Annotated in this window: 20 protein-coding genes; 11 read left to right on the top strand and 9 right to left on the bottom strand. The window is 62.7% G+C overall.

The annotated features are described in order from the left end of the window. The first annotated feature begins 62 nt into the window (after nucleotides 1–62). Nucleotides 63–1,232, top strand: coding sequence for a cation:proton antiporter (locus tag PP263_RS04395; protein ID WP_308367157.1), 1,170 nt, complete (start codon nucleotides 63–65; stop codon nucleotides 1,230–1,232). A 48-nt stretch (nucleotides 1,233–1,280) separates the two neighbouring features. On the opposite strand, the gene PP263_RS04390 is transcribed toward PP263_RS04395, so the two are convergent. From PP263_RS04390 to PP263_RS04380, 3 genes are all read right to left on the bottom strand, one after another. Beyond that, on the bottom strand, nucleotides 1,281–4,430 hold the full coding sequence (locus PP263_RS04390; protein ID WP_308367156.1) for an efflux RND transporter permease subunit: 3,150 nt from the start codon (nucleotides 4,428–4,430) through the stop codon (nucleotides 1,281–1,283). Beyond that, nucleotides 4,427–5,677 carry an efflux RND transporter periplasmic adaptor subunit gene (locus tag PP263_RS04385; RefSeq protein ID WP_308367155.1) on the bottom strand — a complete coding sequence of 417 codons (1,251 nt, stop codon included), beginning with the start codon at nucleotides 5,675–5,677 and terminating at the stop codon, nucleotides 4,427–4,429. Before PP263_RS04385 ends, PP263_RS04390 begins: the two co-directional genes overlap by 4 nt. Nucleotides 5,678–6,002: 325 nt before the next feature. Next, complete coding sequence (locus PP263_RS04380) at nucleotides 6,003–7,451, bottom strand: efflux transporter outer membrane subunit (RefSeq protein WP_308367154.1); 1,449 nt, start codon at nucleotides 7,449–7,451, stop codon at nucleotides 6,003–6,005. A 207-nt stretch (nucleotides 7,452–7,658) separates the two neighbouring features. On the opposite strand from PP263_RS04380, the gene PP263_RS04375 reads away from it, so the two are divergent. The 4 genes from PP263_RS04375 to PP263_RS04360 all read left to right on the top strand — a co-directional run bounded on the left by PP263_RS04375 (nucleotide 7,659) and on the right by PP263_RS04360 (nucleotide 12,247). Continuing rightward, nucleotides 7,659–8,843, top strand: coding sequence for an acyl-CoA dehydrogenase (locus PP263_RS04375; RefSeq protein WP_308367153.1), 1,185 nt, complete (start codon nucleotides 7,659–7,661; stop codon nucleotides 8,841–8,843). Nucleotides 8,844–9,006: 163 nt separating this feature from the next. Then, entirely contained in the window at nucleotides 9,007–9,624 is a 618-nt protein-coding gene (locus PP263_RS04370; protein WP_308367152.1) for a trimeric intracellular cation channel family protein, read from the top strand. Next, nucleotides 9,621–11,264: an alpha/beta hydrolase gene (locus PP263_RS04365; protein WP_308367151.1), complete on the top strand. Its 1,644-nt coding sequence runs from the start codon at nucleotides 9,621–9,623 to the stop codon at nucleotides 11,262–11,264. The genes PP263_RS04370 and PP263_RS04365 overlap by 4 nt, the downstream gene beginning before the upstream one ends. Before the next feature lie 95 nt (nucleotides 11,265–11,359). Next, on the top strand, nucleotides 11,360–12,247 hold the full coding sequence (locus tag PP263_RS04360; protein WP_308367150.1) for a sulfurtransferase: 888 nt from the start codon (nucleotides 11,360–11,362) through the stop codon (nucleotides 12,245–12,247). On the opposite strand, the gene msrA is transcribed toward PP263_RS04360, so the two are convergent. From msrA to PP263_RS04345, 3 genes are all read right to left on the bottom strand, one after another. After that, the gene (msrA, locus tag PP263_RS04355) at nucleotides 12,241–12,876 is read right to left on the bottom strand and encodes a peptide-methionine (S)-S-oxide reductase MsrA (protein ID WP_308367149.1); all 636 of its coding nucleotides are present in this window, start codon (nucleotides 12,874–12,876) and stop codon (nucleotides 12,241–12,243) included. The two genes, PP263_RS04360 and msrA, sit on opposite strands and share 7 nt — an antisense overlap. Nucleotides 12,877–12,980: 104 nt before the next feature. Further along, nucleotides 12,981–13,598: a methyltransferase domain-containing protein gene (locus PP263_RS04350; protein ID WP_308367148.1), complete on the bottom strand. Its 618-nt coding sequence runs from the start codon at nucleotides 13,596–13,598 to the stop codon at nucleotides 12,981–12,983. 91 nt (nucleotides 13,599–13,689) lie between these two features. Beyond that, the gene (locus PP263_RS04345) at nucleotides 13,690–13,932 is read right to left on the bottom strand and encodes a hypothetical protein (protein WP_308367147.1); all 243 of its coding nucleotides are present in this window, start codon (nucleotides 13,930–13,932) and stop codon (nucleotides 13,690–13,692) included. 43 nt (nucleotides 13,933–13,975) lie between these two features. Here PP263_RS04345 and PP263_RS04340 point away from each other — a divergent pair, with 43 nt between their 5' ends. From PP263_RS04340 to PP263_RS04330, 3 genes are all read left to right on the top strand, one after another. After that, nucleotides 13,976–14,470 carry a molecular chaperone DnaJ gene (locus PP263_RS04340; protein ID WP_308367146.1) on the top strand — a complete coding sequence of 165 codons (495 nt, stop codon included), beginning with the start codon at nucleotides 13,976–13,978 and terminating at the stop codon, nucleotides 14,468–14,470. Between the two features lie 101 nt (nucleotides 14,471–14,571). After that, nucleotides 14,572–14,718 carry a hypothetical protein gene (locus tag PP263_RS04335; protein WP_308367145.1) on the top strand — a complete coding sequence of 49 codons (147 nt, stop codon included), beginning with the start codon at nucleotides 14,572–14,574 and terminating at the stop codon, nucleotides 14,716–14,718. 284 nt (nucleotides 14,719–15,002) lie between these two features. After that, nucleotides 15,003–15,932 (top strand): pyridoxal-dependent decarboxylase, encoded by a 930-nt coding sequence (locus PP263_RS04330; RefSeq protein ID WP_308367144.1) that lies wholly within the window; start codon nucleotides 15,003–15,005, stop codon nucleotides 15,930–15,932. A 105-nt stretch (nucleotides 15,933–16,037) separates the two neighbouring features. On the opposite strand, the gene PP263_RS04325 is transcribed toward PP263_RS04330, so the two are convergent. Then, a complete protein-coding gene (locus PP263_RS04325; protein WP_308367143.1) occupies nucleotides 16,038–16,814 on the bottom strand; it encodes a methyltransferase domain-containing protein in 777 nt (258 codons plus the stop codon). Nucleotides 16,815–16,975: 161 nt separating this feature from the next. Between PP263_RS04325 and PP263_RS04320 the strand changes: the two genes are divergently transcribed. Further along, nucleotides 16,976–19,099, top strand: a complete 2,124-nt coding sequence (locus tag PP263_RS04320) for a TonB-dependent receptor (RefSeq protein WP_308367142.1) — start codon at nucleotides 16,976–16,978, stop codon at nucleotides 19,097–19,099. A 244-nt stretch (nucleotides 19,100–19,343) separates the two neighbouring features. After that, nucleotides 19,344–20,555, top strand: a complete 1,212-nt coding sequence (locus PP263_RS04315; RefSeq protein WP_308367140.1) for a PepSY-associated TM helix domain-containing protein — start codon at nucleotides 19,344–19,346, stop codon at nucleotides 20,553–20,555. An 85-nt stretch (nucleotides 20,556–20,640) separates the two neighbouring features. On the opposite strand, the gene PP263_RS04310 is transcribed toward PP263_RS04315, so the two are convergent. Both PP263_RS04310 and PP263_RS04305 read right to left on the bottom strand, forming a co-directional pair. Continuing rightward, complete coding sequence (locus PP263_RS04310; protein ID WP_308367139.1) at nucleotides 20,641–20,943, bottom strand: nucleotide pyrophosphohydrolase; 303 nt, start codon at nucleotides 20,941–20,943, stop codon at nucleotides 20,641–20,643. A 1-nt stretch (nucleotide 20,944) separates the two neighbouring features. After that, nucleotides 20,945–21,658 carry a DUF599 domain-containing protein gene (locus tag PP263_RS04305; protein WP_308367137.1) on the bottom strand — a complete coding sequence of 238 codons (714 nt, stop codon included), beginning with the start codon at nucleotides 21,656–21,658 and terminating at the stop codon, nucleotides 20,945–20,947. A gap of 256 nt (nucleotides 21,659–21,914) precedes the next feature. Here PP263_RS04305 and PP263_RS04300 point away from each other — a divergent pair, with 256 nt between their 5' ends. Continuing rightward, nucleotides 21,915–24,827: an insulinase family protein gene (locus PP263_RS04300; RefSeq protein WP_308367136.1), complete on the top strand. Its 2,913-nt coding sequence runs from the start codon at nucleotides 21,915–21,917 to the stop codon at nucleotides 24,825–24,827. Nucleotides 24,828–24,830: the final 3 nt, after the last annotated feature.

Genomic DNA, 24,830 nt, shown 5'->3' with positions numbered 1-24,830 from the left:
GTTCCCGCCCCACCCGCATCTATGGATAATGGGGTAAAGGCCCACCCAGACAAGGATCTCCAGTGGAGGAAATCGCTCTCTTTCAATCCTTTTTCCTGATCTTCAGCGGCGCGGCCATCGTGGCCTCGCTGGCACTCTTCGGGCGCCAGCCGCTGCTGGTGGCCTATATCGCCTTGGGGATAGCGCTCGGTCCCTCGGGGTTTGCGGTGATCGACAATGTGCAGCTGCTGGCGGAAATATCCAGTATTGGCATTATCTTCCTGCTGTTTTTGCTGGGCCTTGATATGCAGCCCCAGGCGCTGCTCTCGGTAATGCGCAAGGCAACCTTCGTGGGGCTGATCAGCAGCGCAATTTTCCTCGGCCTGGGTTACGGGATCGGACGGCTGTTCGGGTTCACCGCCATCGAGTGCTGGGTAATCGGCATGGCGCTGATGTTTTCCAGTACCATTATCGGCATCAAATTGCTGCCCACCACCGTGTTGCACCATAAGCACCTGGGCGAATTGATGGTGGGCCTGCTGTTGTTCCAGGACTTCGTAGCCATCACTTGCCTGATGATACTGCTGGGCGGTGGCGCGGAAACATTAAGCCCCATGCAAATAGGCCTGTCTTTTGCCGCCCTGCCGCTGCTGGTGCTTATCGCCTGGGTGGTGGTGAAATTTCTGTTGCTACCGCTGTTTACCCGCTTCGACCGCTTTCACGAGTATGTTTTTCTGCTCGCGGTGGGCTGGTGTATGGGCCTGGCGGAAACAGCGGAGATCCTCGGGCTGTCGCGGGAAATCGGTGCTTTTATCGCCGGCATCACCCTGGCCACCAGCCGTATCTCACAATACATTGCCCTGAGCCTGAAGCCCTTGCGGGATTTCTTTTTGATTCTGTTTTTTTTCAGCCTTGGGGCCCAGTTCAAGTTGTCTGTACTGCCGGAAATCGCCCTGGCTGCTGTGGTCACCGCGGTAGCGGTATTGATCATCAAACCCGTGGTGTTCCGCTACCTGCTGGGCCGCCAGAGCGAACGCAAGGTGCTGGCCTGGGACATCGGTTTCCGCCTGGGTCAGATCAGCGAATTCTCGCTGCTGATCGCCTTCCTGGCCGCGAGCCAGGAGCTGATCGGCAGCGCCGCATCCCATTTGATCCAAGCCACCGCGATACTCACCTTCCTGGTCTCCTCCTATATCGTGGTGCTGAATTTCCCCAACCCGATCGCGATCAAGGACGATTTGCGCAGGGATTAAAATCGCAGATAAATCCGTGAGGATGGGCGCGCGCTGTTCCGCCCCATCCTACGCCCTGGCGAATTTTCGGCTATTTTTCAGCATACTGAATAACTGCGGAATATCCCTGGCAAACATCAGGTACAGGCAGGGCACCAGCAGCAGCGAAATGGTGGTGGCGGCGAGAATGCCGTAACCCAGGGAAATGGCCATCGGGATCATAAACCGCGCCTGCACCGAGGTCTCAAAGATCATCGGCGTCAATCCGCAGAAGGTGGTCACCGTGGTGAGGATGATCGGGCGGAAGCGGCGCGCGGCAGCCTGTTTGATCGCATCAGTGACCGGCGTACCCCCGGCGCGCAGTCGGTTGCCGTACTCGATCATCACCAGGGTGTCGTTGATCACCACTCCCGCCAGCGCCACCATGCCCAGCAGGCTCACCATACTCAGGCCATAGCCCATCAGCAGGTGGCCCAGCAGCGCACCGATCACCCCAAAAGGAATGGCCACCATCACCGTCAGCGGCTGAATATAGCTTTTCAGCGGAATCGCCAGCAGCAGGTAAAGCGCGGCCATGGTGAGGGAGAAAGTGAGGCCCAGGGAGGCCAGGCCCTCGCGCTCTTCCGCCTGGCGCCCCTGGTAGGAGACCGCCAGCCCGGCAAACTCCGCCTGCAATTGCGGGATGGCACTGCGGTTCAGTTCGTTGATCACCAGTGCCGCCTGGTCCGGCGGTTCCACATTGGCGGTCACCGTCATCACCCGCCGGCCCTCGCGGCGGTTGATGGTGGCGTAGGCGCGGCCCTTGTCCACTTCCACCAGGTCCGGCAGAGGCAGCCAGAGGCCGTTGCCGGCGCGGATCATGATGCTGGAGACATCGTCCAGGGAAATCCGCTCGGATTCCGGCAGGCGCACCATCACCTTCACCTGATCGCGCCCGCGCTGCTGGCGCATGGCCTCGGCGCCGTATAGCGAGGTGCGCAGTTGGCGGCCGATCTCCTCGGCGGAAAGGCCGAGGCTTTTCGCGGTTTCCGTCAGGGTCAGGTCCAGTTGCTGCTTGCCCAGGGAGACGCCCGCATCGATATCGCTGACGTTGGGAAAATCCTTCAGCGCCATCGCCAGCCGTTGCGCCGCCGCTTCCAGGGTACTAGTGTGCGTATGGCGCAGCTCCACGGTGAGCGCAGCGCCGGCACCGGGGCCGCCGCGGTCGGCGGCGAAGCTGGAACTCAGCGCGCCGGGCATCGGGCCCACCGCGCGGCGCCAGTCGCGCACGAACTCGCCGGTGGTAAAGTCGCGCTGGTCCGACGGGGTGAAGTAGACATCCACCTGCACCGCGTCGCCATTCACCAGGCCGCGCATGCCGAGAAAAGCCCGCTTGCGCTCCCCCTCCTCCAGCAGCCGGTTGGCGGCCTGGATGATCTGCGCCCGCGCCTTTTCCAGTTGCTGTTCGGCGGTGCCCGGAGGGAAGGTGACCTGCACCCGCCCGGAATCCCGCTCCACCCTCGGCATCAGGGTAAAACCCATGCGCCCGCTGGCAGCGTAGCCGCCCACTACCAACAGGGTGGCGATGGCCACGGCGATGGTGGTGTAGCGGTGGCGCACACAGAGATCGAGCAGCGGTTTGAAACGCACTTCGACAAAGCGGTCCAGGCTGCGCGCGATCATTTTCTGGCGCGCGGCGATCCGCCGCGTCCAGCGGTTCCTGTACCCCCGGCGGGAATGGGCGAGGTGCGAAGGCAGGATAAACAGCGCCTCCACCCAGGAAATGATAAATACCGAGCCCACCACGAAGGGGATGATGCCGAAAATCTTGCCCATAAAACCGGGCAGGTACATCAGCGGAATAAAGGCGACGATATTGGTGAGAATGGCAAAGGTCAGCGGCACCGCCACCTGCCGCGCGCCGGCGATCGCGGCCTGCATATTGCTGTATCCCAGGCGGCGCCACTCGTGAATGTTTTCCCCCGCGATAATCGCGTCGTCCACCACGATGCCCAACGCGATAATAAACGCGAACATGCTCACCATATTGATGGAGATATCCAGCGCGGGCAGGAACAGTAGAGCACCGAGGAAACTGGTGGGAATACCCAGGGTCACCCAGAAGGCGAGGCGCAGTTCGAGAAACGCGCCCAGTACCACGAACACCAGCAGCAGGCCAATAAAACCGTTTTTCAACAGTAACGAAAGGCGCTCCTTGAAAATTTGCGAGTCGTCGTCGCGGATGCTGATATGCACCCCCGGTGGCAGCGACAGGCGCGCCTCGTCCAGCACCGCGCGGGTGGCCTCACTGATGCTCATCGGAGTCTGGTTGCCCACGCGATAGACATCGATGCCCACCGCCGGCTCGCCGTTGAAGACCATGTTGCGCGGCTCATCCACCAGCGCGTCGCGGATGGTGGCGATATCCTTCAGCCGCACCGTGCCGCCGCCGCTGCCCCGGGCGACGACGATATCGCCGAACTCCCGCGCCCAGTCGCGGCGCTCGGTCACCCGCACCAGAATTTCGCCCGCGGTGGATTTTACCCCGCCGGCGGGCACGTCCACCGCCGCGTTGCTGATCAACTGCGCGATGTCCCGCAGGGTCAGGCCGTAGCGGCGCAGGTCGTCCCGGCGCACCTCCACCGCCACTTCGAAATCGCGCACGCCGGAGGCGGAAAGCTGGGTGATATCCGGGTGGGCCTCAAGCTTGTCGTACACCTGCATGGCGACGTCGCGCAGGGTGCGGTCGTCCAGGTCGCCGTGGATCACCAGATCCATCACGTCCCGCTTGCGCTCCGCAAGGCTCACCCGGGGACGCTCGATATCGGAGGGAAAGGTGCTCACCCGGTCGATGGCCTGCTGCACGTCCTGGTACACCTGGTTGGCGTTGGCGTCCTCGTCCAGTTCCAGGATGAGGGAGGCACCGCCTTCGGAGGCGGTGCCGCGCATCTCCTTGATACCGACGATCCCCTGCACCGCCTGTTCCGCCGCCACCAGCACGCCGCGCTCCACCTCCTCGGGACTGGCGCTGGGATAGGAGATCTGCACCGAGACCATATCCAGGCTGAACTCGGGGAAGACCTCCTTTTTGATAATGAGGGAGAAAACCAGACCGCCGAAGATAAACACCAGCATCAGCAGGTTGGCAGTGACGTGGTTGTGGGTCATCCAGGCGATGGCGCCGCCGCGGGTTTCCACCGGCGGGCGCTTGGCGGGAGGATTCTGCCGAGTGTCGCTCATCCCCGCTCTCCCCGCGCCGCTTTCGCCGCCGGCTCGCGCGGAGGTGTGCCCGACCGCCCTTCACTACCAGGCGGCCCCAGCTCGGGGAGCCTATCCCCGCCCTTATTATCTTCCCCAGACAGGCGCACCGGCATACCGTCGATGACCGCGGACAGGCGGGTGGTAACCAGGGTTTCGCCGCCGTCGAGGCCGCTCTCCAGCACCGCGTAGTCCCCGCTCAGATAGGCAATTTCCACCGGCTGGATGTGGATGCGATTCTCCTGCACCTGCCACACCCGGTCGCCGTCCTGTACGGCGGTGAGTGGCACACGCACGCGCTCCTCGCCGGTACTTCCGGTGATTTCCACCCGCGCCAGGTCGTTGAGCAACAGTTGCGGTTGGGCCGGGTCATCCAGCGACAGCGGGTCCGGCAACTCCACCAGCACCCGCGCCAGCCGGCCCTGTTCTTCCAGAACCGGGATCAGGCGCACGAACTCCGCCTGACGGAACCGCCCTTTCGGCCACTGGCTGCCGTGGATACGCACCTCCGGGTCCGGCCCGCCCAGCCGCGCCAGTTGCCGGGCCGGCACTTCCACCTCCACCTGGAAACGGTTGGCGCCGGCCAGTTGGTAGAGCACCGTTCCCGGTGCCACCCGGTCGCCCATATCGACACTGCGACTCACCAGCAGTCCGGTGAACGGCGAGCGGATTTCCGTCAGGCGCAGGTCCCGGCGGGCGAGACCGACCTGCGCCTCCGCCGACGCCACTCGTGCGCGGGCGGCGGCCAGTTGCGGCTCGCGCAGCACCAGGGCTCGGTCCGCGTCCGGCAGCGAGGAGCCCAGCAATGCGTATTCCTCCTCGGCCACCTGGCGTTGGCCCTCCTCCTGTTGCAGCTCCGCGCGCCGCTCCGCCAGGGTGCTGCGCGCCGTCTGCAGGGCCAGTTGATAAGGTTCCGCGTCGATGCGCAGCAGCAGTTGGTTTTTCTCCAGGGTGGAGCCCGGACCCAGGTCGTAATCGAGCCATTCCACGCGCCCCTCCACCTGCGGCTGCAGTTCGACAAACTCCCGCGCCGATACCTTGCCCACCGCCTTGACGGTGAGCGGGAAACGACCGCGCTCGGCCTCCACCACATCCACCAGCGGCGCCGGTGCGGTCCGCGCACCGCGGCTCACCGTGGGCTTCTCTCGCAGCAGCCAACTGGAGACCAGCAGCGCCAGCAAAAGCAGCAATACCGGAAGCGCGAAGTTCCAGTTGATTCGTTTCAGCATCTAGCCCTCCTGTTAATGGCGATAGATCGAGTAACCATCATTATGCGAAGGCTCAGACCTGAATCACGGAAAGTTAAGCGATGGTCGTGATGCGAAGGCCCTGATGCCGGTGGCTTTTTGCGGGACTGTGACTCGGGCCATCCATGGCCCTCGCCCTTCGGGCGCCTTCGGCGTCCAAAACGGCAGTCCTGCCGTTTTGTCTGCGAGAGGGATCTCGCGGACAAGCCTCCAGGGATGGATTTAGGGGGGGCGCCTAGCCCGTGTCCCGCAAAAAGCCACCGGTAGCAGGACCGCCCCGGCCCGTTACTTAGCGTAATTGAACCGCTCAACTCTCCTCCGCCCGGTACAACTCCAGCTCCACCGGTTCCGCAACCGGCAGGTCCTCCGCCGGCAGGCCGCCGGACAGGGCGCGGTAGAGGGTTACCCGGTTCTCTATCAGTTCGCGGCGGGCGGTCAGTATCTGCCGCGCCAGGCTCTGTTGATCATTGGTGGCGGTAAGCACGTTAAGGAAGTCCACCGCGCCGCGGCTGTAGGCCTGCAACTGGCGCTCGGCGATCAGTCCGGCCAGGCGCTCCCGCTCACGCAGGTGGTGCAGGCGATCGAGCACCGCCTGCTCCCGGATCAGCGCCTGCTCAACTTCCGACAGTGCCTGAACGACAACGTTGCGGTACAGGGCCCAGCGTTCCTGCACCACCGCCTCTTGCTGCGCCTGGGCCGAGGCCAGTCGGCCGCCTTCGAAGATGACGCCCTCCGCGGCAGCGGTGAGGGCGAGCAGCCATCCGTCGAGGATGTCGGCTATGGCGGTGCCACCACCACTGGCTACCGAGCTCAGGGTGATGGCGGGCAGGCGCTCCGCCCACGCCTGGTCGGCGAGATAATAGCCCTGCAGCAGTTCCCGCTGTGCCCGCTTCACATCCGGGCGGCGCAGCAGTAACTGCCCGGGCACACCGGTATCCGGCAGGGCCGGCAGCGACGGCATAACGGAATCGGGGCGTACAAAATCCGGCAGCCGTTCGGCACTGATGCCCAGCAATGCGGCCAGTTGTACCCGCAGAGTCTCGATATCCGCCTCCGCAGCCTGCAGTTCCTGCTCCGACTGCTGTATCAGTTGGCGCTGCTGCAGGACGTCCGCGGCGCTACTGGTGCCACCACCGAAACGCAGTTCGAGAACCCGCAGGGTTTTGCGATTGGTTTCCAGTTGTCGCCGCAGCAGATCCCGCTGGCCCCACTGCTCGAGCAGTTGCAGCCAGGTATCGGCCACTTCCGCCGCCAGGGTCAGGGCCGCGGTCTGCAGGCTCTCCGCCTGTGCCAGCCGGCTCGTCTCCGCAGCCCGGGCGCCGGCGCGAACCCGGCCCCACAGGTCGACCTCGTAGCTGGCGGCCAGGCTGCCGCCCCAGCTGTTGCCCTCACTATCGCTGTCCTCGAAATCGTCACTGGAGAAGCGTTGCTCGGTGTTATCCAGACGTCCGGTTAGCCGCGGCCAGAAACCGGAGCGCGCGCCGCGGGCCGCGGCCTCCGCCTGTTCCAGGCGCCATAAGGTCGCCTGCAGGTCCGGGCTGTCGCGCAGGGCCAGTTGGATCAGCCGGTCCATGACCGGGTCGTCAAAATTGCGCCACCAGCGGATGCGGCGCTCCGCGCTGCCGGAAGTGCGGAAACTATCCGGCAGCCCCAGAGTTTCCGCCGGATGATCCGGTGGCAGCGCCGTCTGCGCGCAGGCGGCCAGCAATGGCAGACAAATGACTGTGCTGCGGCGAAAAAACAGTAGGAAATTCACCAAAAAACCAAAGACACCAAGTTAGGAACTAATTTGCGCCTATTATGTAATCCACCCCTGGCACTGCAAGGTAATTTACGGTTGTTTACGCTTAGTAAATGCCCCAACGCGCCGACTTGAGTATCATGCCGGCGCATACGACCGGCCGGACATCCGGCATACAATACCGGCATACAACAGAGAGAAACGGAAGTAGACGAGAAACCTATGAGCAAACACCAGCCCCTGGCCCATTGGGACGATATCCTGCTACTGGACCGCCAGCTTACCGACGAAGAGCGTATGGTTCGCGACACAGCGCGCGAATACTGCCAGACCCAACTGATGCCCCGCGTACTGGAAGCCAATCGCCACGAGATTTTCGATCGCGAGATCATGACCGAAATGGGCGCCCTGGGGCTCCTGGGCTCCACCATCGACGGCTACGGCTGTGCCGGCCTGAACTACGTCTGCTACGGCTTGGTGGCCCGCGAGGTGGAGCGCGTGGACTCCGGCTATCGCTCGGCGATGAGCGTACAGTCCAGTCTGGTGATGTATCCCATCTCCGCCTACGGCTCCGAGGAGCAGAAAGAAAAGTACCTGCCCAAACTCGCCACCGGCGAGTGGGTCGGCTGCTTCGGTCTCACCGAGCCGGACGCCGGCTCCGACCCCGGCGGCATGAAGACCCGCGCGAAGAAAGTCGACGGCGGCTACCGCCTCACCGGCTCCAAGATGTGGATCACCAACAGTCCCATCGCCGACGTCTTCGTGGTCTGGGCCAAGGACGACGAGGGCGAGATTCGCGGATTTATTCTCGACAAGGGTATGGAGGGCCTCTCAGCGCCGAAGATCGAAGGCAAATTCTCCCTGCGCGCCTCCGTCACCGGCGAAATCGTAATGGACAACGTCTTCGTACCGGAGGAAAACAAATTCCCGGATATCGGCGGCCTGCGCGGCCCCTTCGGCTGCCTCAACCGCGCCCGCTACGGCATCTCCTGGGGCGCCATGGGCGCCGCGGAATTCTGCTGGCACGCCGCCCGCCAGTACGGCCTGGACCGCAAGCAGTTCAACAAGCCGCTGGCCCAGACCCAGCTGTTCCAGAAAAAACTCGCCGACATGCAGACCGAAATTGCCCTGGGCCTGCAGGGTTCGCTGCGGGTCGGCCGCATCATGGATGAAGACAAACACTTCGATCCCACCATGATCTCGCTGATGAAGCGCAATAACTGCGGCAAGGCCCTCGACATCGCTCGCGTCGCCCGCGATATGCACGGCGGCAACGGCATCGCCGACGAATTCCACGTGATTCGCCACGTGATGAACCTGGAAGCGGTGAACACCTACGAGGGAACCCACGATGTGCACGCGCTGATTCTGGGGCGGGCACAGACCGGGTTGCAGGCGTTTTTTTAAAGATGGGACTCGGGACTCGGGACTCGGGACTCGGGACTCGGGACTCGGGACTCGGGACTCGAAAAGAATAACCGCAGCGTGTCTGGCGTAAAGTCACCGGTAGCAGGGCCGCCCCAGCGCTAGAAACAAATCTCCCCGGCCCTCGCAAAACACCCAATACCTTATGGAACAACTGCTGTACTGGTTCGACCTGATCGGCATAGTGGTCTTCGCCTTTACCGGCGTACTCGCCGCCGGCCACAAGCAGATGGACCTGTTCGGCGCCGTGGTGCTGGCCTGTGTCACCGCCACCGGCGGCGGCACCATCCGCGATATCATCCTGAACATCCCGGTGTTCTGGCTGCAGGACAGCCACTATCTGTGGATCGCCTCGGTCACCGGAGTGGTAAGCTTCTACCTGATCCGATACCTGCAGGTACCCATGCGCCTGCTGGCGATCGCCGACGCCATGGGCCTGGCGGTATTTACCGTGATCGGCACGCAAAAAGTACTGGAGCTGGGGCACTCTCCCACCATCGCCATTGTGATGGGTGTGATGACCGGCACCTTCGGCGGCCTGATTCGCGATATCCTGTGTGGTGATATTCCCCTGCTGCTGCGCCGCGAGATCTACGCCACCGCGTCTCTCAGCGGCGCCGCAGCCCTGGTCCTGCTGGACGCCACCGGCGCAGTGCCCGGGAAGATCGTAGTGGGCATTGCTGTGCTGGTCACCCTGTCCATCCGCCTCGCCGCACTGCGCTGGAACCTGTCCGCACCCATCGCGCGTATAGGTAATAATTGAGAAGCCCGCTTATCAAAGGTAACAACACGGTGCGCAATTCCCTGCAAGAACGTATTTTTCCCCTAGCCCTCTGCCTGGTGCTCGCCGCCTGCGGGCGCGAGTCGCAACAGGAAAAGGCCGCCGAAGATCCCGGGCGCCTGATACCCAAACCCTGCTGGTTCGAAATCGACAACAGCTGGCCTGTCACCCAGTGCTACATGATGGAAGTGCCAGAGAACTATGCCAAGCCGGAGGGCCGTAAGATCCAGTTTCCGGTGGTGCGCTTTCACGCCATCGAAGCAGACCCCGCCAAACTGCCCCTGCTGCACCTCGGTGCCGGCGGCCCGGGCGCCAGCCTGGGAATGGAACCGGAAAACGCCAGCGAATGGTTGTGGGCCAATTACGCGGACATGACCGTCAACGACGGTCGCGACCTGATAGTGATGGACCCCCGGGGCGTCGGCATGGCCAAACCCCGCCTGTCCTGCGACGAATTTATCGAAGACGCCGAGACCGCCTTCCAGCGCAACCTCTCCTCCGACGAGGAGGCCCGGGTCTTCACCTACAGCATGGAGCGGTGCTACAGCCGCCTGAGTAAAATTGCCGATCTGTCCCACTACAACAGCGCCGTCGTGGCGCAGGACGTCGAGGCCCTGCGACGCCAGCTGGGATTGGAAAAACTCAACCTGTACGGCGTCTCCTATTCCTCCCGCTACGCCCTGACCTTCGCCCGGGACTATCCGCAATCGGTGCGCGCCCTGGTGCTCAATAGCGCCGTCTTTCCGGAAATCATCTACACCCAACAACTGGCGAAAGACACCCTGGAAGCCTACCAGCGGGGACTCGCACACTGCCGCGGCGACAAGCTGTGCAACAGCCGCTACCCCGACCTGCAGAGACGCCTGGAGGCCCTGATACAGGACCTGGATGAAAACCCGCTCACCGTACCGGTCAAACACATGTATTCGCAGGAGGAATATCCCTTTGTACTCAGCGGCCAACGCCTGCTGAGAGTCCTCTTCCAGGCCCTGTACAACGAGGATTTCTATCGCGAACTGCCCCACGTGATCGAGGCCCTGGAAAACCGCAACAGTGAACATGAACCCACACAGGCGGCCATCGTCAACCTCATGAATATCATTCTGGACCCCAACTTCGGCGACGCCGCCGGAGTCAGCCACTTCTGCTACGAAGAAGCGCCTTTCGTGGACTTCAACAAAGCCCTCAAAAGAGCGGCAGAAAGTGGTGTGCTCGGTGGCACGGTGCGCACCGATCTCCAACTGCTGCAAATGCAGTGCCGCATCTGGGCCATTCCCTCCGCCTCCCTGGCTGAGTCCCAGGCTGTGAGGACCCAAGTGCCGGTACTGCTCCTGCACGGAGGCTTGGACCCGGTACTCTCGGCGGAAGATGCCGATAAGGCCCGGCACAGGCTTCCCAATCATCAATGGCTGCTGTTTCCGAAACTGGCCCACGACGTGATCTCGGCCAGCAACTGTGCGGAAATGGCCGCGGCGCGTTTCCTCGACGATCCCTCGCAGGAATTGGCGGAACCGGTCAGTCAGTGCCGCAAGGAGGAACTGGCGCAGCAGGAAGCTCCGGACGATGGTGAAACACCACCCAATCAGGCAAATAACGGCGAACCATCGGCGGAAGATCAATAAATACAAGAGCGGTAGCGGTATTCTTTCCGGCTCATTGATTATTGGCCTTTGATCACTGATTATTAACCGTCATCAGAACAAGAATCGACGAAGACATGAGCGATCAGGCGGCGATAGAAGTTTTTGAACTGGCGGAAATTCTCCACCACCCGCAAGTGGTGGTGCTCGACTGCCGGTACGATCTGGCGGAGCCCCATGCCGGCGAGCAGCGGTTTCGCGAAGGGCATATTCCCGGCGCCCGCTACGCCAGCCTGCACCGTGACCTGTCCGCCCCCGTCGGCCGCTACGGTGGCCGCCACCCGCTGCCGGACCCGCGGCAGTTCCAGGCATTCGCCCGCCGCGCCGGTATCTTCCGGGACACCCGGGTCATCGTCTACGACGACCAGCGCCTGGCCTTCGCCGCGCGCGCCTGGTGGCTGCTGCGCTACTTCGGCCACGAAAAGGTATCCGTCCTCAATGGCGGCCTGCGGGCCTGGCGCGAGTCCGGTCTGCCGCAGGAATCCGGGGACGGCACGGCAACCGAGCAAAGCGGCAATCTGACCTGCCGGCCGCGGCGCCACCTGGTCATCGACTACGGACCACTCCACAGAGGCCTGGAAAATCCTCCCTGGCAACTGATCGACGCCCGCGATACAGAACGCTTTCTCGGTATCGAGGAACCCATAGATCCCATCGCCGGCCATATTCCCACGGCCATCAATAAACCCTGGCAATGTGTGACCGACGAGAATGGCAGGCTGAAAAGTCGCGAGGAACTGGCCGGCAACTGGCGGGACATTCCCGCGGACGAACAACTGGTCAACTACTGCGGCTCGGGTGTCACCGCCTGCGTCAATCTGCTCTCACTGCACCTGATCGGCCGCACCAATGCCCTGCTCTACGCCGGGAGCTGGAGCGACTGGTGTGCGCATATACTGCATCCAGATAACAGTGATCAATCGACACCGACAAGCGAAGCCGAACCGCTGGCCGTGGATCACTGATCTGTGATCAGACAAGCCCCGGTACCCGCCAGGCCACAATAGCCGCCGGGATTCTTGGCCAGGTACTGCTGGTGATCCTCTTCCGCGTAGTAGAAAGTCGGCGCCGGCCCTATCTCGGTAGTGATGCCCCCCAGCCCCTTATCCTCCAACGCCCGCTGGAACTGCGCCTCGCTTTCCCGCGCCTCGTGCAACTGCTCCTCGTCGTAGCAGTAGATACAGGAGCGGTACTGGGTGCCCCGGTCATTGCCCTGGCGCATGCCCTGGGTGGGGTCGTGCTGTTCCCAGAAGGCACGCAGCAATTGCCGGTAGCTGATTTTCTCCGGGTCGAACACCACCAGCACCACTTCCGCATGGCCGGTGCCACCGCTGCAAACCTCCCGGTAGGTAGGGTTGGGGGTACTGCCGCCGGCGTAGCCCACCGCGGTGCTGTAGACACCGTCCATCTCCCAGAAAAGCCGCTCGGCCCCCCAGAAGCACCCCATGCCGAACAGCGCCCGCTGCATGCCTTCGGGAAAGGGCTCCACCATAGTGTGGCCGGAGACAAAATGCTTTCCACTGATGGGCATGGGTTCGTCGCGGCCGGGGAGCGCCTCCTCCGGAGTGGGAATAGTAAACTTGTCGTAGTGCACGAAGTTTCCTCAAAAGTTGATAGTCGGCTGTCGTTGGTAGGATAGGTGCGCAGCGTGCCCATCGGGACATGCCCCTCCGGCGTCCTGCATGGGCAAACTGAAGTTCACCCCTGGGAGGCCTCCATGATGCAGCCGGAGGCCTTCATCGGCCGGCTTACTGACCACTCCCGGTAATCCGCGCCCAGCTTTTCCTCTGCCCGCTCCGCCAACCGGCGAAAGGGCGTCCGTCCCGGGTCGGCCAGGATCACGCGGCCAACGCCGGCGCTCAGGGCCCGGCGGGTGAGATTGTACAGCGGCTTTTCCAACTGGTCCCAGAAGCAGATATCCGTGCCGATCAGCGCGTCAAACTCGCCGAGATCCGATTCCCGGATTTTTTCATAGCGGCTCCGCCAGGTATCCACCACCACACCGTTCAATTCCGCGTGGTAGTGCACGAACGGAAACACGCTGGGATCCGCATCCAGGCCGGTGACCCGGGCGCCGAAGTGCTTTGCGCAGAAGATACCGCCCAGGCCCCAGCCGCATCCCAGGTCCAATACCCGCGCGCCTTTTTTCAGCGGGTTGCGCTTGAGGTAGTCCATGGTGAGGCAGGAACTTTTCCAAAACTTGTTGCCATGCAGGCTGGGGTCCCCCGCCTCGCGGCGCAACTTGCGCATATCCGGGTGTGCATTCTGTCGAACGGTAAGCCCAAACAAACGTCGACTGTGGTTGCTGGAAGTCATGTCGGTTCTTCGTCTCCTTCTTTTCGGTTTGCGCAAAAGACAAGGTAACAACTGCCAATAGATGCCAGTGTACCGCTAAATCCCCGCCGCTTCAGTGAGCTGGGCTGCTTTTATTGCGGAAGAAATAATCCAGCTCACCTGAAACGCAGGGAATGGTGTGAAACAAAAAATGCATAAATATCTGATTGCGGGTGTCGCGCTCCTGATTGTCGGTGCAGCGCAAGCGGTGTCCAGCTTTCAACCCAATGAGGCCGCCCTGAGGGCGCGGAAGACCACAGTAATGAAGTCGCCCGGCAGCCGGAAGATTTTCTCTCCGCGGCATACGCATCGACATCTGATATCCTATTGGGCCGAATGACTGAATTAGAGAGAACTCCTTGGCCCGTATCGTCCTGCTGATCGCCGTCGGCATCGTCGCCTGGCTGGCGTGGCAAAAATTCAAAGCCAGCCACCCCGAGGAGCGGCGCAAGCTGTTGCTGCAGTGGCTGTTGATCGGTGTGGCCCTGCTGGCGGTGGTGCTGGCCATCAGCGGCCGCCTGCACTGGGTGGCCGCAGCCGTCGCCGTGGTACTGCCGGTGCTGGGGCGGGGCCTGAGCTGGCTCGGCCGCCACCTGCCTTGGCTGGCGCCCCTGATCGCCAGGCACGCCAGCGCCCGGAGGGGAAGACAGCAGGAAGAAGCGGGCGAGAACCCTCCCCTCACCAGCGGCGAAGCCCGCCGGATTCTCGGGGTCGGCGCCGATGCCGGCCGCGAGGAAATCGTCAGTGCCCACCGCCAACTGATCCAGAAGCTCCACCCTGACCGGGGCGGCAACGACTACCTGGCCTCGCGCATCAATGCCGCCAAGGAGCTGCTGCTCAAGGAACAGGAATAAAGCGGTCGCCATGGCACCCTGGTAAACACACCCCGCCCCGATCCCCGGAAATTTCTGTCTACACTGATTAGTGACGCTTTTTCCGCCTGGGACCATTGCCAATGCCGCTTCACAGCAAACGGGGGCTGCGCAGCCCCGCCCACGGAAACGGCGTGGACGCGGACATCTTTGCCTCCGCCGCCTCCGCGCGGAGCCTGCCCCGTTACTCGATGCCCGTAGATGGCGCCAGCGCGCGCAGTGTGGTGTAAGGTACTAATTGTGTATATCAGAGCCCCCCAAATTGTTCACAGTTAGGCGCAGCTCGCAGAGAATGGTCATTCCATTTTCAAGAGCTGCAACGCCGCTGTGGACGATTTGGGGGGCTCCCTTCGGGCGGGCCGCTAAGCAGCCATCTGCGGCGTTGCATTTGCTTGACATAGATGACTATGCCGGCGCAAATGCGCCTTGCATCTGGCCGCTTAGCGGCCCGCTGATATATACAATTAGTACCTTACACCACACTAGTTACCAGTTGGTGCGCGACGAGCTGTTTATGGACGGCAATTCCCGCCAGAACCTGGCCACCTTCTGCACCACCTGGGCCGAACCGGAGGTGCACCAGTTGATGGAAGAGTGCCTCGACAAGAACATGATCGACAAGGACGAGTATCCGCAGACCGCGGAGATCGAGTCCCGCTGCGTACATATCATCGCCGAGCTCTGGCATTCGCCGGAGGCCGCCGACACCATCGGCTGTTCCACCACCGGCTCCTCCGAGGCCGCGATGCTCGGCGGCCTGGCGCTCAAGTGGCGGTGGCGCAAGCGCCGCCGGGACGCCGGCGCCGATGCGAGCAAGCCGAACGACTTCCGCATCGAGCGGGTGAAATCCATCAACGCCTCCGGCCACAAGTACGGCCTCGCTCCCCTCGGCGTGGGCTGGGCGGTGTGGCGCGACGCCGAGGATCTGCCCGAAGAACTGATATTCCGCGTGGATTACCTGGGCGGAAACATGCCCACCTTCGCGCTCAATTTCAGCCGTCCCGGCGGCGAGATCATTGCCCAGTACTACAATTTCCTGCGCCTGGGTTTCCGGGGCTACCGGACTGTGCAACAGCACTGCGCAAACACCGCCCAGTGGTTGGCGGAGCAGATCGGCAAACTGGAACCCTTCGAACTCTTCTACGACGGCCGGGGCGGCCTGCCGGCGATCAGCTACACCCTCAAGCCCGGGAGCTGGGGCTTCAATCTCTACGATCTCTCCGAGCGGCTGCGCATGCGCGGCTGGCAGGTTCCCTCCTATCCACTGCCCGCCAACCGCCAGGACTGCGTGATCCAGCGGATACTGATCCGGCACGGGGTCAGCCGCATGGCCTCGCTGTTGCTGGAGGATCTTCAGTGCGCGGTGGAATACCTGCGCGCCCACCCGGTGACACACTCGGCCACCCAGCCGGGCTTCAGCCACACCGGCCGTCGATCGGGCTGATGCTTACAGGAAACCACCGATGCTGGTCCGGTACCGGATCAAGTCCGGCATGGCGTTCCTGCGCCGCTCTGACGACTATGAAGAGCTTGATTTGAAACCGAGTATCTACGGCAGCCGGCACAGCAGGTGCACATAGCGCGCCAGTTGCCGGTAGGGCTCGAGGCGGGAATACTCCAGTTCCTTGTCCACGATCGCCGCGGCGGGCAGCTTCTCGCGGATCGCGGGGGTCATAAAATCGTGGAAACAGCGGATGCCACTGTGAGCGACAATGGAAAAGCCCGCCTGTAGCAGCCAGTCCTGCACCCACTCCAGTTTCAAAGGGTTCTGCGGTGTGAGGCTGCCCGGATGTCCGCCCCAGTGGCCGCTTTGAATATTGCGATCCAACTGCCGGAAACTGCCCCTCTGCAGCAGGCGGAATTCCAACGCGCGCCGGTTGTAGAAAGTGAGCGACAAATGGCCACCGGGCTTTAACAGCATCGCCAGCTGTTGCAGCGCAATCCGCGGTTGTTCCAGCCACTCCAGTACCGCGTGGCAGAGCACCAGGTCGCTGTCGCGCAGCTCTTCCAGTTCCGGTAACTCCTGCAGCGGCCGGTGCAGCAGTGTCACCCGCTCCCCCAGGCCCCGGCCGGCCAGTTGCTCCCCAGCCTGTTGCAGCATTTGCGCGGAGATATCCGCCAGGTAGACCCGGTGGCCCCCCTCCGCCAGATCCATCGCGAACTGGCCCTGGCCGCCGCCGGCGTCCACCACCTTCAGTTCGCCACTGTCACACAACAGCGGCGCAAGGTCCCGGTTCAGCACCGCCAGGCGGATATCCCCCTTGAGGCCGCCGTAGATGCGCTGCCTGAAGCGGTGCGCCAGGTCGTCGAAATTGCGGTCGGTCATCGATTGCCTCCGGTTTGAAGTGCCGCCGAGTGTACGACTGCTTCGCCCCGCTGAAAATCGCCACAATCGCAAATGATAGTAATTTACATTTAGATTGACTGATGTTAATTTATCGCACCTCAATAATCCCCCCCCCAAAAACGAACCAAGGACAACTCCAAGTGAATTCTGCAAAGCACCTGCTGCCCCTTGCCATCGCCCTGCACAGTGCAACCGCTGCCGCCGCCGACAGTGTGGAAGAGGAAGTCGTGGTCACCGGCCGCGCACAGGAGTTCTACCTGGAGAGCGAAACCCGCGTGGGCACCAAGGTGGCCACCGATATCATGGACATTCCCCAGTCCGTGCAGGTGCTCACCGCACAGCTGATGCGCGACCAGGCGGCGCGCCAGGTGACCGACCTCTACCGCGCAGTGGCCGGGGTCAGCGAGTTCAGTTATTCCGGGGTGACCTTCCGCGGCTTCCGGGACGATGCGAACGTCTTCTACGACGGTGTACGCGGCGACCCCTACTCCGGGTTCGGCGTGCCCCAGCTGTTCAACTTCGAGCGCGTGGAAATCCTCAAGGGCCCCGCCGGCGCCCTCTACGGCGGCGGCGAACCGGGCGGCACCATTAACTATGTGTCGAAAAAGCCCCGCTTCGAGGAAGAAACCGAAGTCAACCTGGCCGCGGGCAATTACGACCGGCTCGGCGGTTCCGTCGATACCACCGGCGGCCTGAGCGAATCCGTCGCCTACCGCTTCGGCACTTTCTATGAGGAACAGGATAGCTTTCGCAACAACGCCGACGCCGCCAACCAGGAAGTGGCCGGCGGCCTGTTGTTCGAACTGGCGGAGAACACCCGGCTGACCACCACCTTCGACTACATCGAGCAGGACCTGGGAGGCAACCGGCTGCGCGGCGTACCGGTGGACGACGACGGCAACTTCCTCGTCGACCGCTCCTACAACGCCAACGAAAAGAGCGATTTCCAGGACCTGGAAGCACTGGTGCTGCAGGCCACCCTGGACCACCGGTTCGGCGAAAACCTGAGCGTCAGCACCACCCTGCGCCAGCTGGACAACGAGCGCGACCAGCAGTACCACGAATCCCGCAGCTGGGTGGATGTGAACGGCGACGGCGAAGCGAATATCGACGACGGCACCATCAAGCGCGAGTACCGTAAACAACACCGGGAGAACGCCGAGACCAGCCTGACCGCGGATTTCGTCTACACCCTCGACACCGCCTCCATCGGCCACCAGATACTGTTCGGCGGCGACTATCACAAGGTGGACACCGAATACGATTACTTCCGCGCCCGCTACGAAGCGGACGGCGTGGGAAACCTGAATATTTTCGAGCTCAACTACGGCGAAACCGACCCCAGCACTTACAACCTGCGGAATATGGGCAGCGACGGCGCAAAATCCGATCGCTACAGCATCTACCTGCAGGATCAGATGGAACTGGGCCCGCGCTGGTCGGCGCTGGTCGGCGTGCGCTATGACACCTTCGAGGATACCGCCAAAGCCTCCGGCTACCAGTTCGAGGACAGCGCCCTGGTCCCCCGCGCCGGCCTGGTATTCAAGCCGCAGGACCACACCTCCCTATACCTGAACTACTCCGAGAGCTTCAATCCCATCGGGCTGGGTGACCAGGAAGATGTGAGTGAAGAGGGCAGTCTGGACCCGGAAACCGGCAACCAGATAGAACTGGGAATAAAAAACGAGTGGCTCGACGGCAGCATGATGACCACCCTCGCCGTCTACACCATCACCAAAAAAGACGTGACCATGGGCAACCCCGAGGACGGTGGCAGCGGCGACGGCATCCCGGCGCTGATCAATGTGGGCGAAGTGGAAAGCCAGGGCTTCGAAGCCACCCTGGTAGGCGACCTCAGCGACAGCTGGACCATCACCGCCAATTACGCCTACAACGACACCCGCGTGGTAAAGGGCGTGGAAGGACAATCCCTGATCAACACTTTCGACGATGGCGACCGCTTCGTAAACGCCCCCCGACACCAGGCGGGACTCTGGAGCCGCTACGACTTCCCCTCGATCAACTCCGCGGTTGCCTTCGGCGCCGACTACGTCAGCGAACAATTCAGCTTCAACGGCCAGCGGGTCAAACCGTTCACCGTGTTCGACCTGAGCTGGAGCACCGCCTGGAACGACACCCTGGTGCAGGTGAACGTGAAAAACCTTCTGGACAAGGAGTATGCGGTCAGCGGCTTCAACGAGCGCAACGGACACTTCCCCGGGGACCCGCGGGAACTGGTGGTGCAGGTTACGCAGAATTTTTAGCCCGGGAGCGCGGAGTTCCAGCTCCGCTTGCGGGCCGCAGGCCCGCTCGAAATTGGGGACTGGAAAAGAATAACCGGACTCAATGCGAAGGTCCTGATGCCGGGGGCTTTTTGCGGGACCGTATGAGACAGGGATGTCGATTACGAGCGTACAGGGACGTATACACAGCGTGTCCCGCAAAAAGCCCCCGGCAGCAGGACCGCCACTGAACTGGCCGGAAAACCAGGGGCTAACTGACAACACAATGGCAATAGACCGCCTCAAATGGTACCGCCTGCACAGCTGGGCTGGTTTGAAACTCTCACTGCTACTGAGCTTCGTGCTGGTCACCGGCACCCTGGCCACCGTCTCCCACGAGATCGACTGGCTCTTCAATCCGGCCATGCGCGTCCAGCAACCGGTGGAACCGGTTAAATACCATTGGTCGGAGTTCTATCGAAGCGCCCGCGCCGCCTACCCCAATGCACAGCTGCTGAACATCGACGCGCCGGTGGATTCCCAATTCGCCGCAGAGGCGGTGGCAATGGACTCCTCCGGCGAGCGCTTTCGCATTTACCTGGACCCCACCACCAGCCAGGTCACCGGCACCGGCCGCTGGAACAACTGGCAACGCTTTTTCCGCCAGGCCCACCGCCACCTGATGCTGCCACTCGCCCTGGGCATCACCATCGTCTGCTCAACGTCGTTTCTGCTGGTAATCGCGCTGCTCACCGGCATTGTCTGCTACCGGGGCTGGTGGAAGGGTTTCTGGAAAATTCCCCGCCGGGAACAACCGCGCACCGGCAAAAGGCGGGACAGGCAATCCCGCCGCTTCTGGGGCCAGATGCACCGGCTCTTGGGTGTGTGGAGCCTCTGGTTTATCGCCCTGATCGCCATTACCGGCATCTGGTACCTGCTGGAGCGCTGGGGCCTGAATGCGCACTATCCTCCTCCGCTCACTGTGGCCAGCGCCACCAGCCTGGAACAACCCGCCGCGGAAACCCTGGCCGAAACAGTGGCCGCCGCCAAACACCTCTACCCGGAACTGCGCATCCGCTCGATACAGCTGCCCCGCAGCGCGGGAGATACCCTGAAGCTCACCGGCCAGGCGGACGCGCTGCTGGTCCGCAACCGGGCCAACCACCTGGCCTTCGATCCGCGCACCGGCGAACACCTGGAAACCCGCAGGGGCGACCGGCTGGGTTTTCACCTGCGACTCTCCGAGGCCGCTGATCCGCTGCACTTCGGCGCCTTCGGCGGACGAATTACCAAATGGACCTGGTTCTTCTTCGGCACCCTGCTCAGCGCCCTGTCGATCAGCGGCGTCTATCTTTACGGGCTGAGAACGGTTAACTCCGTTCGCAACACAGCCGGCGGCAGCTGGCGCTTTGCCTGGCGCGATATGGGGCGCTGGAAATGGCTGGCGGGGTTGTTGGTGGGATTGTGCTTTGGGATGACTACGGTGTTGTTTTCCTGATTCCTTCGGCGGACCTGCGGCCCGCTTGCCGAGCTGGGGCTCGGCGCTCCCGGCCAACAGCCGCTCCTACAGGGGGGAACGGGATTCAGAAACGCCGCCGGTTCTCGGCGATCTTGTCCGCCAGGGCCTTGTCCAGATCGATATCCATGACTGCGGCCAGCTTGAGCAGGTACATCTGGATATCCGCCAGCTCCGCCGCAACACTTTCCGCCCCACCGGTCTGCAGCATCCGCTCCACCTCCCCGTCATCGCGCCACTGCAGATGGCGGCACAGCTCCGCCACCTCCACCGACAGCGCCATGGCCAGGTTCTTCGGCGTGTGCAAAGACTGCCAGTTGCGCCGGCGGGCGATCTCGTCGAAAGCGGCCAACACCGCGGCGCTATCCATGCTACTTAGCCTGCTCGCGATCGATCTTGTGTCCCTCCGCCGCCAGCAGCACTTGCAGGGTGCGCGAACGGAACTCGCGCAGGAAAAGTATCAGCGCCACCAACAGATAGCCGATCGCGAACAGCAGCGGGTGGATAAACCAACCCATCACCGCCATGGCGAAATAGTAAGAGCGCAGCCCGTAGTTGTAGCTGTGCCCGGCCTGGTCGATCACCTTGGCGGTACTGATCGCATAGCGGCGCCGCTCCTCCTCGCTAAAACTCTCGTCCTCCGCGGGTGGCGCCGCGCCGATCAGCACGTTGGCAAAGGAATACTGGCGCAGGGACCAGGTGAAATTGAAAAACGCAAAGATAAAAATCAGTAGCAGCAACAGTACCTTCAGCTCGAACTGCACCACCGTGGTGGTCTCCGCCAACGGCAGGCTGTTGATCATCTCCACCGCCACGGTGTCGGCGGTGAGCGCGGTCACCAAGCCCGCGAGGATCAGGATACTGGTGGAAGCGAAGAAACCGATCACCCGCTCCAGGTTGCCGATAATCGCCGCGTCCGGCATGCGCATATCCCGCTCCAGCATGCGCAGCATCCACTCCACCCGGTACCACTGCATGGACGACGCCAGACACCAGGCCACTTTGGCCTTCCGGCGCGCGAAAACCGTGTACCCCATCCAGGTGACAAAAAAGCCAGTTACGCTGGCGATATCCAACCAGGTCAAACGTGTGTCTCCGTATTCGTCTACATTTATTAACCCGAGCACATTGGACCGGGTTAATGCCCTGCCCGGGCAGTCAACGAAGTGTTTGCCCTGGTGGCACCGGTGTCAACACTGTTTTTCCGGCTCGCCCTGGCGGTAGAATAGCGCCCCAATTGCCGGGGCGGATGCAAACAGCACCGACTGAGTGATGAACCAAATGCGAAGCCCTCGATAGCAGGGCCGCCAATGCCCCAAGTACAACCTACGGAGCAGTCTTTTGAGCAACGCACACCCCGCCTTCGAACTGGTCACCAGTGCAACCATCGAATCCCTCGGCGTGCAGGTGGAGGAATACCGACACCACAAAACCGGCGCCCAACACCTGCATATCGCCGCCGACAATCCGGAAAACGTCTTCCTGGTGGCACTGCGCACCGTTCCCCAGGACTCCAGCGGCGTCGCCCATATCCTGGAACATACCGCCCTCTGCGGCAGCGAAAAATACCCGGTGCGCGACCCCTTCTTCATGATGATAAGGCGTTCCCTGAACACTTTTATGAACGCCTTTACCAGCTCCGACTGGACCGCCTATCCCTTCGCCAGCCAGAACCGCAAGGACTTCGACAACCTGCTCGACGTCTATCTGGACGCGGTCTTCTTCGCCCGCCTGGACCCGCTGGACTTCGCCCAGGAAGGCCACCGGCTGGAGTTCGCCGAACCCGGCAACACGGACAGCGAGCTGGTCTACAAAGGGGTGGTGTTCAATGAAATGAAAGGCGCCATGAGCTCGGTGACCTCCCAGCTGTGGCAGACCCTGAGCAGATACCTCTTCCCCACCACCACCTACCATCACAACTCCGGGGGCGAGCCGGCGGACATTCCCAAGCTCAGCTACCAGCAGCTGGTGAACTTCTATCGCAGCCACTACCACCCCAGCAACGCCATCTTCATGACCTTCGGCGATATCCCCGCCGCCGAGCACCAGGCGGTATTCGAGGAAAAGGCGCTGCACAAATTCGAGCCGCTCGACAAAACTATCGGCGTAGAGCGGGAGACCCGCTACCTGGCACCGATATCGGTGGAGGAACACTATCCCGTCAGCGGTGACGAGGGACTGGAGGAAAAAACCCACATCGTGCTCGGCTGGCTGCTCGGCGACGTCACCGACCTGGAGGAATCTCTCACCGCCCACCTGCTCACCGGTGTGCTGCTGGACAACAGCGCCTCGCCGCTGATGAAACTACTGGAGACCACCGATCTGGGCACATCCCCCTCCCCCCTCTGTGGCCTCGACGACTCCCAGCGCGAACTCGCGTTCGTCTGCGGCATCGAGGGCAGCGAGCGGGAACGCGCCGACGAGCTGGAAAAACAGGTGCTCGCGGTACTGGAGGATGTGGCGGAAAACGGCGTGCCCTACGAACAGGTGGCCGCCGCCCTGCACCAGTTGGAACTGCAACAGCGGGAGATCACCGGCGACGGCTACCCCTACGGTCTGCAACTGATCCTCACCGCCCTCACCGGCGCCACCCATCGCGGCGACGCCATCGGCCTGCTGAATATCGACCCCATCCTGGAAAAGCTCCGCGAGCAGATCAAGGACCCGCGCTTTATCGCCGACACCGCGCGCAAATTGCTGCTGGAAAACCAGCACCGCGTCCGCCTGCTACTGTCGCCGGACGACGCACTGGCCGGGCGCCGCGAAGCCGCGGAAAAGGCCCGCCTGGCGGAAATCAAAGCCCGCCTGAGCGATGGCGAAAAAGAGCAGATCGTGCAGACCGCCACCGCGCTTCTGGATCGCCAGCAGCGCGAGGACGACGCCTCCATCCTGCCCAAGGTCGGCGTGGAGGACATCCCGCCAGAGATGCCCAAAGTCGAGGGCGAGGAAACGCGCCTGGGCAAACAGAAACTCACCCGCTACAGCGCCGGCACCAACGGCCTGGTATACCAACAGTTGATCTGCGCCCTCCCGGACCTCAGCGAAGAGGAAAAGCAACTGCTGCCCTACTACTGCCAGGCGCTCACCGAAGTGGGCCTGGGGGACAAGGACTACCTGCAGGTGCAGCAGTGGCAGGCCAGCGTGGCCGGCGCCCTGCACAGCTATACCAGCAGCCGCACCGATATCGACGACCTGCAGCAACTGTCCAGCTATTTCGTACTCTCCGGCAAGGCCCTGACCCGCAACCAGGCGCCGCTCACCGAACTGATGCAGGCCACCGTGGAACAGGTGCGTTTCGACGAACTGCCACGCTTCAGGGAATTGCTGCTGCAAACCCTGGCGCGCCGCGAACAGGGCGTGGTGGGCAACGGTCACGCTCTCGCCATGGCCGCCGCGAGCGCCGGTTACAACCGCGCCGCCTTCGAGAGCCACGCCACCGGTGGCCTGTTGGGGCTGCGCCAGTTGAAGGCCCTGGTGCGTGGACTGGACAGCGACGACGGCCTGGAAAAACTCACCGCACAGTTCCAGGCCATCCACCGCAAGATCGCCGCTGCGCCGCGCCAGTTCCTGCTGATCGGCGAAGAGGACAAACTGCCGGACTACTCCCAGGCGCTGGCGCCCCTGGCCAGCGAAACAGTAGAGGCCTCCGCCGCCCCATCGGAAGATTTCGACCCGCACCGGGTCGGAGAACTGTGGCTGGCCAACAGCCAGGTCAACTTCTGCGCCAAGGCCTATGCCACCGTGCCCATGGTCCACGAAGACGCGGCGCCGCTGGCGGTCCTCGGCGGCTTCCTGCGCAATGGCTTCCTGCACCGCAGCATCCGCGAACAGGGCGGCGCCTACGGCGGGGGTGCCAGCCACGACAGCAACCTCGGCGTCTTCCGCTTCTACTCCTACCGGGACCCGCGCATGGCGGAAACCCTGGCGGACTTCGACGCCTCGCTGGAATGGCTGGCCAGCGGCCGGCAAAAGGACGAGCAGGTGGAGGAAGCCATTCTGGGCGTGGTGGGCGCGCTGGACAAACCCAGCTCCCCTGCCGGCGAGGCCAAGAAAGCCTTCCACTCCGCCCTCTACGGCCGCACTCACGCCGTGCGTGAGGAGTTCCGCCGCCGGGTGACGGAGGTGAGATTGGAAGACCTGAAGCGCGTCGCCGACACTTACCTGAAACCGGAAAACGCCAGCACCGCGGTGGTGACCGGGAGCCAGGGCCGCGAAGCGGGCCTGGAACTCGGCCTGCAGGAGGAAAAACTGTAGGGC

Source organism: Microbulbifer sp. TB1203 (assembly GCF_030997045.1).
Classification (GTDB): Bacteria; Pseudomonadota; Gammaproteobacteria; order Pseudomonadales; family Cellvibrionaceae; genus Microbulbifer.
This window is presented reverse-complemented; position numbering and strand designations above follow the sequence as displayed.

Coding starts and splice junctions, on each gene's coding strand:
- PP263_RS04310 (WP_308367139.1), bottom strand. CDS start 20,943: ATGGATAGCGCCGCGGTGTTGGCCGCTTTCGACGAGATCGCCCGCCGG.
- PP263_RS04335 (WP_308367145.1), top strand. CDS start 14,572: ATGCCGCTTCACAGCAAACGGGGGCTGCGCAGCCCCGCCCACGGAAAC.
- PP263_RS04385 (WP_308367155.1), bottom strand. CDS start 5,677: ATGCTGAAACGAATCAACTGGAACTTCGCGCTTCCGGTATTGCTGCTT.
- PP263_RS04345 (WP_308367147.1), bottom strand. CDS start 13,932: ATGTCGATGCGTATGCCGCGGAGAGAAAATCTTCCGGCTGCCGGGCGA.
- PP263_RS04330 (WP_308367144.1), top strand. CDS start 15,003: ATGGACGGCAATTCCCGCCAGAACCTGGCCACCTTCTGCACCACCTGG.
- PP263_RS04350 (WP_308367148.1), bottom strand. CDS start 13,598: ATGACTTCCAGCAACCACAGTCGACGTTTGTTTGGGCTTACCGTTCGA.
- PP263_RS04360 (WP_308367150.1), top strand. CDS start 11,360: ATGAGCGATCAGGCGGCGATAGAAGTTTTTGAACTGGCGGAAATTCTC.
- PP263_RS04375 (WP_308367153.1), top strand. CDS start 7,659: ATGAGCAAACACCAGCCCCTGGCCCATTGGGACGATATCCTGCTACTG.
- PP263_RS04370 (WP_308367152.1), top strand. CDS start 9,007: ATGGAACAACTGCTGTACTGGTTCGACCTGATCGGCATAGTGGTCTTC.
- PP263_RS04315 (WP_308367140.1), top strand. CDS start 19,344: ATGGCAATAGACCGCCTCAAATGGTACCGCCTGCACAGCTGGGCTGGT.
- PP263_RS04390 (WP_308367156.1), bottom strand. CDS start 4,430: ATGAGCGACACTCGGCAGAATCCTCCCGCCAAGCGCCCGCCGGTGGAA.
- PP263_RS04325 (WP_308367143.1), bottom strand. CDS start 16,814: ATGACCGACCGCAATTTCGACGACCTGGCGCACCGCTTCAGGCAGCGC.